We start from the raw sequence: 13,611 nt of genomic DNA, 5'->3' as shown, positions 1-13,611 counted from the left end.
AGACTAATCCAACATCACCGATATGAAAAAAATAAAGAGAGAATTATGGAACTTGCACCTGTTCGCCACAATTGGACCCATAGCGAAGTTAAAGCATTATTTGAAATGCCGTTTAACGATTTACTTTTTAAGGCGGCGTCGGTTCACCGTGCTAACTTCAACCCAAATGAAGTGCAAATTTCTACCCTGTTATCAATTAAAACAGGGGCATGCCCAGAAGATTGCAAGTATTGCCCACAGTCAGGGCACTATAAAACCGACCTAGAGCGCGAGCGACTTATTGAAGTAGAAAAAGTAGTAGAACAAGCGCGTTTAGCTAAACAAAAAGGCGCAACACGTTTTTGTATGGGTGCTGCGTGGTCAGATCCAAAAGACAGAGACATGCCTTACATTTCGAAAATGGTAAAAGAAGTAAAAGAGCTTGGCCTTGAAACCTGCATGACGCTGGGCAAACTCACAAACGAAAAAGCGCACGAACTCAGCAGTGCAGGTTTAGATTACTACAACCATAATCTAGATACATCACCTGAATACTACGAGCAAATTATATCAACCCGTACCTTTGAAGACCGATTAAACACCATAGATCATGTACGCGATGCCGGGATGAAAGTCTGTTCAGGCGGTATTGTCGGTATGGGCGAGCAAGCAGCCGATCGTTATGGGTTACTTATGCAATTGGCTAACTTGCCACAACAGCCAGAAAGTGTACCTATTAATATGCTAGTTAAAGTAAAAGGTACCCCACTTGAAAACGTTGACGATTTAGACCATTTTGAGTTTATACGCACTATTGCTACTGCACGAATAATGATGCCACACAGCTATGTACGTTTGTCGGCAGGGCGTAACGCCATGAACGAGCAAATGCAATCAATGTGTTTTTTTGCAGGTGCTAACTCTATATTTTATGGTGACAAGCTGCTTACCACAGAAAACCCAGAAGCGGATGCCGATATGAACCTAATTAAAAAGCTAGGAATGAACCCAGAAACGCGTGAAGATTATTCAGATGAAGCTGTAGCAGCGTCGCTTTCATCACAAGTTGCAGATAAAGCAACGTCTGAATTATTTTACGAAGCCTAATTAAGCGTTACTCATGCCATTTGAATTTATTAGCACACACCTTAATGAACGGGCAGAGCAATTGCTTTTACGCAAACGCCACGTGGTACAAAGCGCCACAGCACGAACAATTATGGTAAATGATAAAACCTACCTAAATTTTGCCAGTAATGATTACTTGGGCTTTGGTGATTTAACTATTGAGAACGAAAATATTAATACGTTAGGTAGCCATAGCTCTGCATTAGTAACAGGTTATCAATTACAGCAACAAGCGTTAGAGCAGTACTTATGCACTCAGTTAGGTTATCAAGCTGGGTTGCTTTTTAATTCTGGGTTTAGTGCTAATAGCAGTGTAATTAAAGCGTTGTTTCAGGATAAAGCAGCAGCGCAAAACAGCGCTATTTTTCAAGATAAGTTAAACCACGCTAGCTTAATAGATGGGGCACTTCATTCAAATGCGGCTTTAATACGGTTTAACCACAACGATTTAAATCACTTACGATCTCGGCTCGAAAAGTCAAAAGCACAAAATAAGTTAATTATTAGCGAAGGTGTTTTTTCGATGGATGGCGATACGGCCCCTATCAAAGACCTATTGCTCCTTGCAAAACAACACAATGCATGGCTGATGATAGACGACGCACATGGCTTTGGCGCGTTAGGTAATACAGGGCTGGGTAGTTGCGAAACACTTATTGGCGATATTTTACCCGATATACTCGTCATCACATTTGGTAAAGCTGTTGCTAGTAGTGGCGCGTGTGTATTGGGTTCACACGCATTTATAGACTACATGCTGCAATATAACCGAGACTACACATACTCAACGGCTATGTCGCCATTATTGGCAGATAATACATTTGTGCGCTTAAAGCACATTAAAAAAGCTAACACGCAACGAGTAATGTTAAATAAAAACATTGCTACTTTTAAGCACCTTGCACAACAGCACAACATAGCGGTAATGGAGTCCGATACGGCTATTCAACCTATTGTGTTAGGGTGTGCAGAGCAAACATTAAAAGCGGCTAATAAACTCAAGCAGCAAGGAATTTGGCTAACCGCTATTCGCCCACCTACGGTTGCGTACAATACTGCACGCTTAAGAGTGACGTTAACGGCAGCGCACACCCTTGATGATATTACTTATCTAGTTAAACATTTAGCAGAGGCACTATTATGATAGCCCATGCACTTGATAGTAAGCCGGTTACAAAGCCCGCAACACTGTGCCATTTAAAAAGGTTTAACCCAGCACTTAAAAAAGGAGCACAGGTTAACTTTTCAAAAGCGGCGGGTGATTACAATACGCATGCACATGTTCAAAAAAAAGCAGCGGATGATTTGTTCAAATTAATAACGCCTTCAGTATGTAATAAAAATAAGGTGTGTGTTGATTTAGGTGCAGGCCCACTTGTAAACACCCATCAGCTTAAAAGCCTTTATGGTAATGTGCTTTCCATGGATTTAAGTTTTAATATGCTCAATAGTTGTAATAAAGGCGATTACAAAGTATGCGCAGATATGGACAATTTACCATTACAATCAAACAGTGTAGATATTATTTTTAGTAACTTTGCGGTGCAATGGTCAGCTAACTTTAAGGTGCTTTTAAAGTCACTTTATGAGGTATTAAAACCGGGCGGGCAAGCTTTTATTAGCACTGTAGTTGAAGGCTCACTAAACGAAATAAAAACAGCGTTTGCTGCGGTAGATAGCCACAGCCATATTAATACATTTAATTCGGTTGATTATATAAACCAATCGGTCCAAAGCTCTGGTTTTAATGTTACAAACACTATAAGCACAATGTATACAGATAAATATTCGACACCGCTGCAAGCAATTCGCTCAATAAAAGCAATTGGCGCAACCACTCAGAATACAGGAAAAACACGCCCAGGGTTATTAACAAAATCGGCGCTTAAAACGGCGTGTGCAGCGTATCCGTTAATAAACCAAAAAGCGTGTGTTTCTTATCATGTAGTATTGTTATCATTAACTAAAGCGTAAACATCGTTTGTTACAAGGCAAAGCTATGAAAGAATTTTTTATTACTGGTACCGACACCGATGCGGGAAAAACACATGTAACCAGTTTATTGTTAAAACTGCTTGCCCAACATAAAAAAAAGGCAATAGGGTATAAACCACTAGCTGCTGGGTCTGAAATGGCGTTTGACCAACTTGTTAATGCTGATGCACTTATGCTAATGGAAAGTGCAACAGTAAGCGCAAAGTATGACGTGGTAAATCCCTTTACTTTTGCACCACCCATAGCCCCCCACATAGCCGCAGAGCAGGCGGGTGTAACTATTAATGTAAACAAACTTACTGCAGCCTATAAAACGGTAAAACAGCAAGGCGCTGACTACCTGCTTACAGAAGGTGCTGGTGGTTGGGCTTTGCCAATAAATAATACCGAGTATTTATACGATTGGGTAAAAGCTGAGAAACTACCGGTTATATTAGTGGTTGGTATGAAGTTGGGCTGCTTAAATCATGCACTTTTAACCGCAGCACACATACAAAGCTTAGGTATTAACTGTATAGGTTGGATAGCCAACCAGGTTGATGAACACATGGATGAATACCAAGCAAACCTTGATAGTTTAAAGGCACGCTTACCGTTTCCCATTCTTGCTATTAGCCCGTACAGCGAACAAACACCAAAATTACAAATCTATAAAACACTTCTTGAAAATTTATCAATAAATCCATAAATAGTACTTGCGCTGTGACATAGTTTGTCACAGAATAACACTATCGAAATGACATAGTGTGTCATTGCGATAGTGTTGCTTACAGCCGATCAAATTTTAGTAAATCGCTCAGCAATGAATGTTATTTTTGGAGAACGCGAATGAAACGTGTATTTTTGTTTTTATTAACTAACCTTGCGGTTATGTTGGTATTAGGTGTGGTGCTTTCAATTATAATGAGCGCGCTAGGCTTAAGCCATCGTAGCCTAGGTGGTATATTACTTATTGCGGCCGTATTTGGTTTTGGTGGGTCGTTTATTTCACTTTATATGTCTAAATGGATTGCTAAAAAATCAACGGGTGCGCAGGTTATTACTCAACCAAGTAACCAAACCGAACAATGGCTTGTAAACACTGTGGCAGTACAAGCTAAAAAAGCTGGCATTGCAATGCCTGAAGTGGCAATTTACGACAGCCCTGAAATGAATGCCTTTGCAACAGGCCCAAGTAAAAACAATTCACTAGTTGCTGTAAGTACAGGCTTAATGCAAAGTATGACCCAAGATCAAGCCGAAGCAGTGCTTGCTCATGAGGTGTCACACATTGCTAGTGGCGATATGGTAACGCTTACGCTTATTCAAGGTGTGGTAAATACCTTTGTTATATTTGCTGCAAAAGTGTTGGCAAATATTGTAGATAATTTTCTTAATGGCGATGAAGAAGAGGGCGGAATAAGCTGGACCTACATTTTGTTCGATATGTTATTCCAAGTCCTGTTTGGTGTGTTGGCAAGTATAGTTGTAGCGCATTACAGCAGACAGCGTGAATTTGCAGCCGACAGCGGTGCCGCTAAATTAGTTGGTGCAGATAAAATGCGTTCTGCCCTAGAAAGGTTAAAGCAAAACCATCCTTCACAATTGCAAGGTTCAATGATGGCATTTGGTATTGCGGGTGGTAAAAGCATGGCTGAGCTGTTCTCATCTCACCCGCCGCTAGATGCGCGTATAGACGCTCTGCATAAGTAATTACGTAAATTAGTACATATACAAAGCCAGCTTAACCGCTGGTTTTTTGTTTATACTTGCAATTTAGTACCTTTTATGCAAACTTAAAGTGGAGTATAAAAAACACTCATCTTTTATTTGTAATAAGTTCTCCAATATAAGGAAATAAATATGAAGTTACTTAAAGTATTAGCCGTTGTTGCAATTGCTTTACCAAGTGTTGTTTTAGCTAATCAGCATGTAATTACAGCAAACAAACAAATCTACTCTTTAGATAGCAAAACCCAAACTTATATAGGTGACGTACACCTTTCTTTTGACGATAAAAATAAATTTCAGACTACATCAAACAATGTAAGCTTTAATAATGGCGATACAGTAATGGAAGGTGAAGTAGTTATAACCTTTAATAATATTACCGCAGTAACGGATAAAGTTACTTTTTCTAAGTCTGATTCAAGTGTTTTAGCTAAAATGGATGAAGTTACTTTTACTTATAAGTAATTGTTTATTCAAAAAACACAAAAGCCAGCTTAATAGCTGGCTTTTTAGTATGTAGGCTCTGGTTATTTACCAAAAATAATATCGGTTATACCATCTGGTGAGAGTATTTCTATCCAGTAGCCGTCAGGGTCTTTAATAAATGCTAAGCCTTTCATTGAACCATCGTCTGGCTTTTTTACAAATTCAACATCGTATTTTGCAAAACGCTCACTGGCAGCGTACACATCGGGTACACTTATACCAATATGGCCAAACCCTTTTGGCTCGTCGTTACCGCTGTGGTAGCCTGTAAAACTGTCGTCGTTTTCTGTGCCCCAGTTATGAGTGAGCTCTATAAGAGCAGGGCGACCAAATACCCATTTTGCTTTTGTTTTATCATCACCTTCGGGCTGTGTTGGCTCGTAGCCTAAAAAGTACAGCGTAAACTTCATTTCAGGAAAGTCATACTTACCTAATAGCTTCATACCTAATACATTTTGATAAAATGCCAGCGACGGTTTTGGATCTTTTATACGTAACATAGTTTGCTGCATTACATAGCCTTCAGTGGCCTGTGCAATTTGCTCTGGAGATTCGTCATACTGAGACATGCGGTGATCCTTAATGAAATGAATGAAAAATTTAAATGAATTTATAAAAGCAGACTTTGCATCATCATAATCAACAGCCGCAAAAATTAAAACCACCTAGCTAAATTAACAGCCAGTGAGTTAAGTGTTTTATAAGCAAGAAATGGCATATTAAATGGCCCTGTATATTTATACAGTGGTGTTGTTTTGTCTAATAACATTATTAAAAGTCGTTTTAGCGAATTTAAAAAAGGGTGGGTTATAGCCTAGGTAATTAGCTGTTTACATTAAAGTTATTTAGTGGAACTATTAAAAAATTAATTTACGGCGTTACATGGTGTTATAAAGCCCAAATGATGTTCACTTAGCTAGGAGATTTTGGTGCAAGAAATTATAGAAGTAATAAAATCTAAAAACTTTAAGGAGGTATTCTTCGGCTCCAATGGGTTTAGCATTGTGGATGAAGCTAGTATCAATAACCTCCAACTGGGTTACAGTGTGCACCCAGATGGCAGTGATTTAAGTGGGTCAAATGAAGGCGATTGGCAAAAGAGCTGGATTGTCATCGGAACTGATACCGAAGTAGGAGATCCTTTTTTCGTAGATATAAATGATCCATTGCTGCCTGTATATACGGCAATGCATGGTATGGGTGAGTGGGGCGAAGAGCTAGTATCTAAATCGCTGTTATCTTTCCTTGAATTGCTCTCCTATTTAAATGGCATTAGTAAACAGGATTACGCGCAAATAGATCCAGATGAAAATACAATCACAGACCCTAAACAGCTTGCTTCAATCAAGAGTAAGTTGCAGGAGATCTCTGGTGAAAAAGATTACTGGGAAAACTTTATTGAACAGTACCAAGAATGGGTTGAGGAGTTCGGCAGTTAACGAGTCAATGCATCCGGACATGGAAAAGAGGTCACCTTTTGTTCCAAAAAAACAACAACTTCAACATGCCGTTGTTTAGGCGTTGAGGCTGTAAAGTTGCTCTTTTTAGGATATGTTTCTACACTTTTTTCCCTGCTCTATTCTTAACCTTTATTCATCTTATTCCCTCTGATCTTATAGATATTATTTACAACAGGGTAAACCGTTTTGGCCAACTACAAGCCAGGCTTATCCTGTCAAAATAAATTCATTCAAATCAATTTTGCTGAGTGAATATTGCCAGGCACATTTAAATATGCCCTTTGATATATTGCTGAAAATAAAATCGATTTAAAGGGTGCGCGTGGTATTGCAACGACAAAACGGGGGCTGCAGCGTATCCGTCATCGGTGATGCTAAAGATTATTATAATGGGTTATAAAGATGGTTTGATCAGTGTTCGTCGAATTGATATAGCGTGTGAACCAGCATTTTATTTATGAGTGTGTCGGGTGATATTCAGTCGCATTCGTGGACAAAATGCATGAGCATATTGAATTGCTGTTCACGCAAATGCTGATGATATGTAATGAGAAAGGTTTGATTGGCAGTAACATGTTTGCCATTGATGGATGTAAATTAAAATCAAATACGATAACTGATTGAACCAAAATAGGAACTCGACTATGGTTATTTCATTGATAAAAATAAATTTTAAACGCGTTACTCTACAGGTTCGTTTTAGCAGATAAGGGATAACTACGGGTAAATGAAATAAATCAGGTAAAATTAAAAGTCCTGTTCTATTTGGTATTTCAATAGGAGTTGCTTTGGGAGCAAGTCTAGGTGCTGCATTAAACGGTGCTGTTTTGGCATAACAATTGTTATTTCAATGTTAGTAGCATTTTGGGCTTCTGCCAAAAATACAACTAAATAGTCACAGGAATTATTACGCTTCGGACAAGTAAATAAGCGTTGGTTGCTCTGCTCACGTTTTAAATTTTAGTCAGTAATTTTTAGTGTAGTTGCGAGTGCAATTAAACTTCTTTATAGAGTTAGTGAGCTCGATATAGGGAAATAAATGAAACACAGTTTTTCGAATGTATTTGAAACAGACTCTGTACTAAAGACTCTCGTATTATGTGTCCTAACTTTAGGAGCGTATTTGATTTATAAGCTGTATCGTTTTACAAGTAGAATAAATCAACATACTCACCTAAAAATATCATGCTTATTTATCACTACAGCAATCATTTTGTTTGTTATTTCTTTAAGTAGCTTAATTTACGGTTTAGTTAACTATCACGACCTTAGTATCTTAAAAAGCACAATTGGCGTTCATGTAATATCGAGTGCTTTCGATATTACTTGGATTGTCATGGTTCGAAAACGTATTAATTTAATAGCAGGCACCCATAAAGGTGACAATCTTTGGTTAAATCCTTTTATGACATCAATTTTCCATGTTATTTATATGCAATATAAAATTAACAAAGGTTTAGCTAATAAAACAATTTAACAAGAAAGGGCGGCCCATTTTCGCTGATAATTACCAAGGTCCCATGAAGATAGTTATACTTTTTATTTTTCTTTTTCCCCCTTCTGTTTTTGCAGGTGATTGCTCTTTTGAACACCTACGTAATGACTTTATTACTGAAAGTGCAGAGATTGATGCAAAACAAAGTTTTGAGACTAAAGGAGTGTCTTTTATCGCCGTCGCTAATGGTTTAGGTCCTGCTCGCCCTGGGTTTGAGCATATTCAAATGACAGCATGTATTATATTGAAAACTAGATGGGATGTTTTGTGGGATGGTGCAGACAGCAGTAATTGTTCTGCACAAATTGAGCTGGAAAAACACGCCATAGCTTATTCACGTATTTTTAACGAGGAAATGCTAGAACTCGCTAAGCATAGTAAAAACTATAATTGTGCTAATGATTTTCAAAATTTACTTAATTAGAACGAGTACGACTTTTTATATTCTTTTAGACACGCACTCTTCAAAACAATTACAGGAAAGCAAATCACGTCATTCTGTTTACAATAAATGTAAGCCAGCCAAAAAAGAGCAAATAAGTCATTTGCTTTAAGCCAAATATTAATATTAACTAATAAATAGTTACAAATTAAAGTTGGTTTTATTACCGTAAGTCATTTAGTTTATTGATTAAAGTTTTATGTAAAAAGGATTTTTATGAGTAATTCATCTACGAGAGAAAAAGTAGTGTTCACGTTGTGTGTTAGTTTTGCTTTTTTATTATTAATTAGCGGTATTTACGATTTTTGGATTATCGAATTTAAAGCACAAGATTTATTAATGAGTATTGGGGCATTTTTAATGCTGCTTAGTTTCGCGTTAATGCCGAAAATATTTTTCTTACGAATTGCTGATATTTTTAAATCAGAAGAATCACCAACTATAGGTATTCCCAAAGTACAGCAATGGATTATGTATTCAGGTGTATTACTATGCGCATTTGGATTTGCATTGAGGTTGTTTTTTTAATAAATGTGAAACTTAAATTTACTGTATAAGTTAAATGCTTAGTGATTATACAAAGTTTACTGCTAGATATAATAGTATGTGCTTTAGCTTATGCTTGATTACTCGTCGTTAATTACTAAATAGAGGGTGTAGCTATAAACATATTACATGTAGATGGCGCCGCTGGTTTTAGCGTGGGTGTATTGTTATTTGCTTTATTAGAGTGGGTTTCGGTTTTGTATAACCTACCAGTAAATATTGTAATTTTATTTGCCAGTGCCAATGTTATCTATGGGATTTACGCTTTAACCCTTGCTTTTTTAGTCACTAAGCCTGTTTACTCAATCACTGTATTAGCAATAGCTAACGCGGTTTGGGTATGTATATGCATTTTTATTGCTTTATATTATGTACAAACAGCAAGTTTACTTGGCGTTGTGTTTATTATATTAGAAGCTGTGTTTGTGTGTATTTTGGCATATTACGAATTTAAATTTAGGTTTGTATTAACAAACGCACAATTATAAGTATTGAATAGGAATGAAATGGATTTTCCAATATTAAACACCCCACGCATTGTGCTTGACCAAGTAACAGCAGCAGATTCTATGGCCCTGTTTGAGCTTTTTTCAAACCAGTCGGTTATAAAATATTACGATTTAGAAGCTATGACTGATTTAACCCAAGCGAGCAATTTAATCACGTTATTTAATGATCGTTTTAATGAAAATTTAGGAATACGCTGGGCTATTCGGTTAAAAAAATCTAATAAACTAATTGGTACCTGTGGGTTTAACTCATGGAACGCCAAAATGCAAAGTGCTGTTATTGGTTATGATTTACACCCCGATTATTGGGGGAAAGGGTATGTAACAGACGCAGTAAATTGTATTGTAAAAGTAGCTTTTGAAGGTAAATTACCGTGTAGCATACATCGAGTACAAGCCGATACTGTTTTAGGTAATGCTGCGTCTGAGGCGGTATTATTAAAAGTAGGTTTTAAAGAAGAGGGTATAAGGCGTCAAAGTGGCTATTGGAAAAACCAATTTCACGATCTTAAATGCTTTGGGTTATTAAAAACAGAGTACATATAAATGTTTAGGGACCTAATAAAAGCTCAGTAAGGAACTAATATTAAGATTTTTTTAAAGCTATCGTCATTGCTGCTTATTGTATATTAATACGTTAGAGACTTTGTTCGTGCTCAAAAACGAGTAGCCTTTTAAAATACAGACAGCCTACAAGCTAATTTATTTTTAAGTTAAATTTAAAGGAATACAAAGGAAATTTTTATGAAAGACATTAAACGTATTTGGTTTTGGTTTACGCTAGTTGTGTGCCCATTATTAATAATTTTAGGTGTAGCGACTTTTGCACAGTTATTAGGGGAGTATTCGTATTCGCCTCAATATAGCTTTTCTTCGTTATTTAGCTTTCAAATTGTGTTTATGGCTGGTGGAATTTGTGCATTTTCTATATTTTTAACCACAATAAAAGAAGCCAAAATACGCTTTTATACAAAATGAGTTCGTTAACATTAGTAATTGCGGATGTTAAGCAGACCCGGCAAAGTTAATTTGGTTTAATCCTCTTTTAATTACTTGGATTAAACGCCACTTATCATTGAGGTTATTATGTTTAAAATAATAATTGGATGTGCTATTACATTTTCATTCGTTTGCATGTTACTCGCCGTTGCACCATTTACGCCTGCGATTTTAGGTTCATTTATTATGTTGTTGTTTGCAGGGGCTATAGGCTACAAAGGCTACCTTCAATCAAGTTTAATATTGCTACTAATTAATACGCTGGCAGTTATTGGCAGCCCAGCTATAAACATTGGTAACAACAATACATTACTGTTTTTACCGATATTATTTTTAATATCATTTGGTGGTGCTTTTTTGGGGGTAAGAAAGTTAACTTGTAAACACGGTTTATAAACCGAGTTTTGCCAACGATAATAGTTAAACTATAAAATGAGGTAGCTCTTATTTTTCTGTTTGAAGAGTTTTTAAATAATAAATTTTCACAAACAAAGACTCAAGAGGAAGTTCACGCAAACACATAGCCTTACACGTTTTTACTTCCTCTAAAAGCAAAGTGTTTTTTTGCTCTATGTGAATACAGCTTTTTATTAAACTAACTAAAGCGCTTCAAAAATTTAAAGCGCTTCAAAAATGGCTGCTATGCCTTGCCCACCGCCAATGCACATAGTAACTAGCCCATATTTACCGTCAATGCGTTTTAGTTCGTATAAGCATTTTGTTGATAAAATAGCGCCTGTTGCACCAACCGGGTGACCTAGTGCTATGGCGCCGCCATTCGGGTTCACCTTATGTGCAGGAAAGTTTAATTCGTTTGCTACGCATAAGGCTTGCGCTGCAAAGGCCTCATTAGACTCAATTATATCAATGTCGTCGATTGTTAAGCCCGTTTTTTCAAATACTTGCTGTACAGCGAGAATAGGTCCAGTTCCCATTAATGAGGGTTCAACACCAGCACGAGAATAGCCAATAAGTCGTCCAATAGGTTGAAGCCCTTGTTCGTGGGCTTTTTGTTCAGACATAAGTACAAGCATAGCTGCGCCATCGTTTATACCTGAAGATGAAGCAGCTGTTACTGTGCCATTTTCTTTAAAGTAGGGCTTAAGTGTGGCAAGTTTGTCAGTTGATGTGTCTGCACGAACATGTTCATCTGTATCAAATATTTGGCTCCCTTTACGCGATTTAATTTCGATTGGCACTATTTGAGACTTAAAAAGACCTTTTTCAATTGCTTTAGCTGCTTTATCGTGACTTTGCGCTGCGTAATTATCTTGTTCTTCGCGGCTGATTTTATATTTTTCTGCGACATTTTCTGCGGTGATCCCCATAGGATTGTTATCCCACGGATCTTGTAATGTTGTTGTGAGCTCGTCTAACATTACGCTGTTGCCCATTTTTTGTCCCCAGCGGTTACTTTGAAGTGTATAAGCTGATGTGCTCATACTTTCTGAACCACCAGCAAGGGCTGCGTCCACATCACCCAATTGAATTTGTTGTGCTGCTTGTATTATTGCCTCTAGACCCGAGCCACATAAGCGATTAAGTGTAACTGCATGGCTGCTGATAGGTAGCCCGGCATTTAAACCGATAACACGAGATAGGTAGGCATCTTTTGGACCATTATGTATTACCTTACCAATTACGGATGAACCTATTTGGTTTAAGGGAATATGTGCTCTTTTAATGGCTTCTTTTGCGCAAAGTGTACCAAGCTCTGCAGGGGTAAAGTTTTTAAGGGTTCCGCCAAAACTGCCAATTGCTGTTCTTACGGCACTTAATACAACAACACCGGTATTAGATTTTGTCATTTTTTCTCTTTATTATTAATCTATTAGCGAAGTAGGGTATGCTAAATAATTAAATTTAGCTTGTATTGGCACTTTAGCATACTAATGAGGTGGGTAAAAAAGCAAAGTTATAAATAATAAATAGTGCTACCAATTTAAAGCCTACAGAAATATAGCTTTGTTTACGTGCAATTTTTATTTAATAGATTCAAGGTCTCTTTTACAGGCGATTTAAATAAACATGAGGGCTGGTATATTTTGTTTTTTAGTCAATTGGATAAATAGGTTTAGAGATAAACAATTTGGAATACGTTGGGCGAGTGGGTTAAAGGTAAAACATCGGCCTATATAAAATATTAGCCGATGTTTATAACCTATAAAATATATACCTTGCTTGTAAGGTATTAGGCCTTAGTCTGCTTTGCGGTAAAGGCTTATTAAGCATATTGATAAAAGTAATGTTGCAATCATACCTGAAGCGCCAGCAACGCCTGATGGAAGGAATTCATCACGGCCAAAAATAATTAATAAAGCATTGGCAAGCATTGCAACACCGCCTGCAAGGGCTGTAAGGCTACCAATGGCTTTGCCACCTTTAGCAATAAAAGATAGGCCAAATACAAGGGCTGCTAAGCCTAATAATAATTTAGCTGCATAGTAAATCATGAATGATAAAGACACTACACCACCAATTAATGGTTGTGCGCCTTCTACTGCGCCCGCTACTTTTCCAAATGTTGAAAATAAAGTTAGGCCAATACTTACTTGTATTATGTTAAGAACAGCGCTAAATGTGATTGCCGACCAGCCTAGTTGAGAATTTTTTGCTTGCAGCATAGCTGCACCTGCAAATGCAACAAGTACTGTGAACAGCACCGCTTCTAGACCCCATGCGTACTGCCTTGAAAAGCTAATTCCGCCACTGTAAAGCGCTGTAAAAATAGCCTGTGTTATCGCTAACGCCAACAATAAAGATGCTGCAATTAGGGTGGTGCGTTTATTCGTAAATTCCATTAAGGACCTCTTATAATTTATATTTGACGCTTTAAATGATGCAAAAGCTTTCGAACTTGCA

At 37.3% G+C, this 13,611-nt stretch carries 17 protein-coding genes and 1 pseudogene; 15 read left to right on the top strand and 3 right to left on the bottom strand.

Annotation, left to right across the window (positions count from 1 at the left end; all coding sequences use genetic code 11):
* The first annotated feature begins 45 nt into the window (after positions 1-45).
* From bioB to RF53_RS06725, 6 genes are all read left to right on the top strand, one after another.
* Positions 46-1,086, top strand: coding sequence for a biotin synthase BioB (gene bioB, locus RF53_RS06750; protein WP_006793000.1), 1,041 nt, complete (start codon positions 46-48; stop codon positions 1,084-1,086).
* Positions 1,087-1,099: 13 nt separating this feature from the next.
* The gene (locus RF53_RS06745) at positions 1,100-2,251 is read left to right on the top strand and encodes an aminotransferase class I/II-fold pyridoxal phosphate-dependent enzyme (protein WP_039037053.1); all 1,152 of its coding nucleotides are present in this window, start codon (positions 1,100-1,102) and stop codon (positions 2,249-2,251) included.
* On the top strand, positions 2,248-3,081 hold the full coding sequence (locus RF53_RS06740) for a methyltransferase domain-containing protein (RefSeq protein WP_039037052.1): 834 nt from the start codon (positions 2,248-2,250) through the stop codon (positions 3,079-3,081). Before RF53_RS06745 ends, RF53_RS06740 begins: the two co-directional genes overlap by 4 nt.
* A 25-nt stretch (positions 3,082-3,106) precedes the next feature.
* The gene (gene bioD / locus RF53_RS06735) at positions 3,107-3,790 is read left to right on the top strand and encodes a dethiobiotin synthase (RefSeq protein ID WP_006792997.1); all 684 of its coding nucleotides are present in this window, start codon (positions 3,107-3,109) and stop codon (positions 3,788-3,790) included.
* A gap of 140 nt (positions 3,791-3,930) precedes the next feature.
* On the top strand, positions 3,931-4,794 hold the full coding sequence (gene htpX / locus RF53_RS06730; protein ID WP_039037051.1) for a protease HtpX: 864 nt from the start codon (positions 3,931-3,933) through the stop codon (positions 4,792-4,794).
* A gap of 150 nt (positions 4,795-4,944) precedes the next feature.
* A complete protein-coding gene (locus tag RF53_RS06725) occupies positions 4,945-5,277 on the top strand; it encodes a hypothetical protein (RefSeq protein ID WP_039037050.1) in 333 nt (110 codons plus the stop codon).
* A gap of 62 nt (positions 5,278-5,339) precedes the next feature.
* Here RF53_RS06725 and gloA read toward each other — a convergent pair whose 3' ends face one another.
* Positions 5,340-5,867, bottom strand: a complete 528-nt coding sequence (gene gloA, locus RF53_RS06720) for a lactoylglutathione lyase (protein WP_008131158.1) — start codon at positions 5,865-5,867, stop codon at positions 5,340-5,342.
* 435 nt (positions 5,868-6,302) lie between these two features.
* Here gloA and RF53_RS19510 point away from each other — a divergent pair, with 435 nt between their 5' ends.
* The 9 genes and pseudogenes from RF53_RS19510 to RF53_RS06680 all read left to right on the top strand — a co-directional run bounded on the left by RF53_RS19510 (position 6,303) and on the right by RF53_RS06680 (position 11,145).
* Positions 6,303-6,737, top strand: coding sequence for a hypothetical protein (locus tag RF53_RS19510; RefSeq protein ID WP_200888044.1), 435 nt, complete (start codon positions 6,303-6,305; stop codon positions 6,735-6,737).
* A 207-nt stretch (positions 6,738-6,944) separates the two neighbouring features.
* Positions 6,945-7,367: pseudogene (locus RF53_RS19715) on the top strand (transposase); the annotation flags it as partial.
* A 430-nt stretch (positions 7,368-7,797) separates the two neighbouring features.
* Entirely contained in the window at positions 7,798-8,235 is a 438-nt protein-coding gene (locus RF53_RS06710; RefSeq protein WP_039037049.1) for a hypothetical protein, read from the top strand.
* A gap of 43 nt (positions 8,236-8,278) precedes the next feature.
* A complete protein-coding gene (locus tag RF53_RS06705; RefSeq protein ID WP_039037048.1) occupies positions 8,279-8,677 on the top strand; it encodes a hypothetical protein in 399 nt (132 codons plus the stop codon).
* A gap of 234 nt (positions 8,678-8,911) precedes the next feature.
* Positions 8,912-9,223, top strand: a complete 312-nt coding sequence (locus RF53_RS06700; protein ID WP_039037047.1) for a hypothetical protein — start codon at positions 8,912-8,914, stop codon at positions 9,221-9,223.
* 173 nt (positions 9,224-9,396) lie between these two features.
* Positions 9,397-9,729, top strand: coding sequence for a hypothetical protein (locus RF53_RS06695; RefSeq protein WP_052242868.1), 333 nt, complete (start codon positions 9,397-9,399; stop codon positions 9,727-9,729).
* 18 nt (positions 9,730-9,747) lie between these two features.
* The gene (locus RF53_RS06690; protein ID WP_039037045.1) at positions 9,748-10,296 is read left to right on the top strand and encodes a GNAT family N-acetyltransferase; all 549 of its coding nucleotides are present in this window, start codon (positions 9,748-9,750) and stop codon (positions 10,294-10,296) included.
* Between the two features lie 198 nt (positions 10,297-10,494).
* Positions 10,495-10,728 carry a hypothetical protein gene (locus tag RF53_RS06685; RefSeq protein WP_039037044.1) on the top strand — a complete coding sequence of 78 codons (234 nt, stop codon included), beginning with the start codon at positions 10,495-10,497 and terminating at the stop codon, positions 10,726-10,728.
* A 108-nt stretch (positions 10,729-10,836) separates the two neighbouring features.
* On the top strand, positions 10,837-11,145 hold the full coding sequence (locus RF53_RS06680; protein ID WP_039037043.1) for a DUF6419 family natural product biosynthesis protein: 309 nt from the start codon (positions 10,837-10,839) through the stop codon (positions 11,143-11,145).
* A 221-nt stretch (positions 11,146-11,366) separates the two neighbouring features.
* Here RF53_RS06680 and bktB read toward each other — a convergent pair whose 3' ends face one another.
* Positions 11,367-12,557, bottom strand: a complete 1,191-nt coding sequence (gene bktB, locus RF53_RS06675) for a beta-ketothiolase BktB (protein ID WP_039037042.1) — start codon at positions 12,555-12,557, stop codon at positions 11,367-11,369.
* 390 nt (positions 12,558-12,947) lie between these two features.
* On the bottom strand, positions 12,948-13,550 hold the full coding sequence (locus RF53_RS06670; protein WP_039037041.1) for a hypothetical protein: 603 nt from the start codon (positions 13,548-13,550) through the stop codon (positions 12,948-12,950).
* Positions 13,551-13,611: the final 61 nt, after the last annotated feature.

Origin of the sequence: Pseudoalteromonas sp. ECSMB14103 (assembly GCF_000813065.1) — a bacterium.
Lineage (GTDB): Bacteria > Pseudomonadota > Gammaproteobacteria > Enterobacterales > Alteromonadaceae > Pseudoalteromonas > Pseudoalteromonas marina.
Note: the sequence above shows the minus strand (reverse complement) of the source record. Positions and strands in the feature narration are given on the sequence as shown.

What these genes read in the sequence shown, in the direction of transcription:
- RF53_RS06740 (WP_039037052.1), top strand. Translation starts at nt 2,248, where the DNA reads ATGATAGCCCATGCACTTGATAGTAAGCCGGTTACAAAGCCCGCAACA.
- RF53_RS06705 (WP_039037048.1), top strand. Translation starts at nt 8,279, where the DNA reads ATGAAGATAGTTATACTTTTTATTTTTCTTTTTCCCCCTTCTGTTTTT.
- RF53_RS06685 (WP_039037044.1), top strand. Translation starts at nt 10,495, where the DNA reads ATGAAAGACATTAAACGTATTTGGTTTTGGTTTACGCTAGTTGTGTGC.
- RF53_RS06670 (WP_039037041.1), bottom strand. Translation starts at nt 13,550, where the DNA reads ATGGAATTTACGAATAAACGCACCACCCTAATTGCAGCATCTTTATTG.
- RF53_RS06690 (WP_039037045.1), top strand. Translation starts at nt 9,748, where the DNA reads ATGGATTTTCCAATATTAAACACCCCACGCATTGTGCTTGACCAAGTA.
- RF53_RS06710 (WP_039037049.1), top strand. Translation starts at nt 7,798, where the DNA reads ATGAAACACAGTTTTTCGAATGTATTTGAAACAGACTCTGTACTAAAG.
- RF53_RS06700 (WP_039037047.1), top strand. Translation starts at nt 8,912, where the DNA reads ATGAGTAATTCATCTACGAGAGAAAAAGTAGTGTTCACGTTGTGTGTT.
- gloA (WP_008131158.1), bottom strand. Translation starts at nt 5,867, where the DNA reads ATGTCTCAGTATGACGAATCTCCAGAGCAAATTGCACAGGCCACTGAA.
- htpX (WP_039037051.1), top strand. Translation starts at nt 3,931, where the DNA reads ATGAAACGTGTATTTTTGTTTTTATTAACTAACCTTGCGGTTATGTTG.
- RF53_RS06745 (WP_039037053.1), top strand. Translation starts at nt 1,100, where the DNA reads ATGCCATTTGAATTTATTAGCACACACCTTAATGAACGGGCAGAGCAA.
- RF53_RS06680 (WP_039037043.1), top strand. Translation starts at nt 10,837, where the DNA reads ATGTTTAAAATAATAATTGGATGTGCTATTACATTTTCATTCGTTTGC.
- bktB (WP_039037042.1), bottom strand. Translation starts at nt 12,557, where the DNA reads ATGACAAAATCTAATACCGGTGTTGTTGTATTAAGTGCCGTAAGAACA.
- bioB (WP_006793000.1), top strand. Translation starts at nt 46, where the DNA reads ATGGAACTTGCACCTGTTCGCCACAATTGGACCCATAGCGAAGTTAAA.
- bioD (WP_006792997.1), top strand. Translation starts at nt 3,107, where the DNA reads ATGAAAGAATTTTTTATTACTGGTACCGACACCGATGCGGGAAAAACA.
- RF53_RS06725 (WP_039037050.1), top strand. Translation starts at nt 4,945, where the DNA reads ATGAAGTTACTTAAAGTATTAGCCGTTGTTGCAATTGCTTTACCAAGT.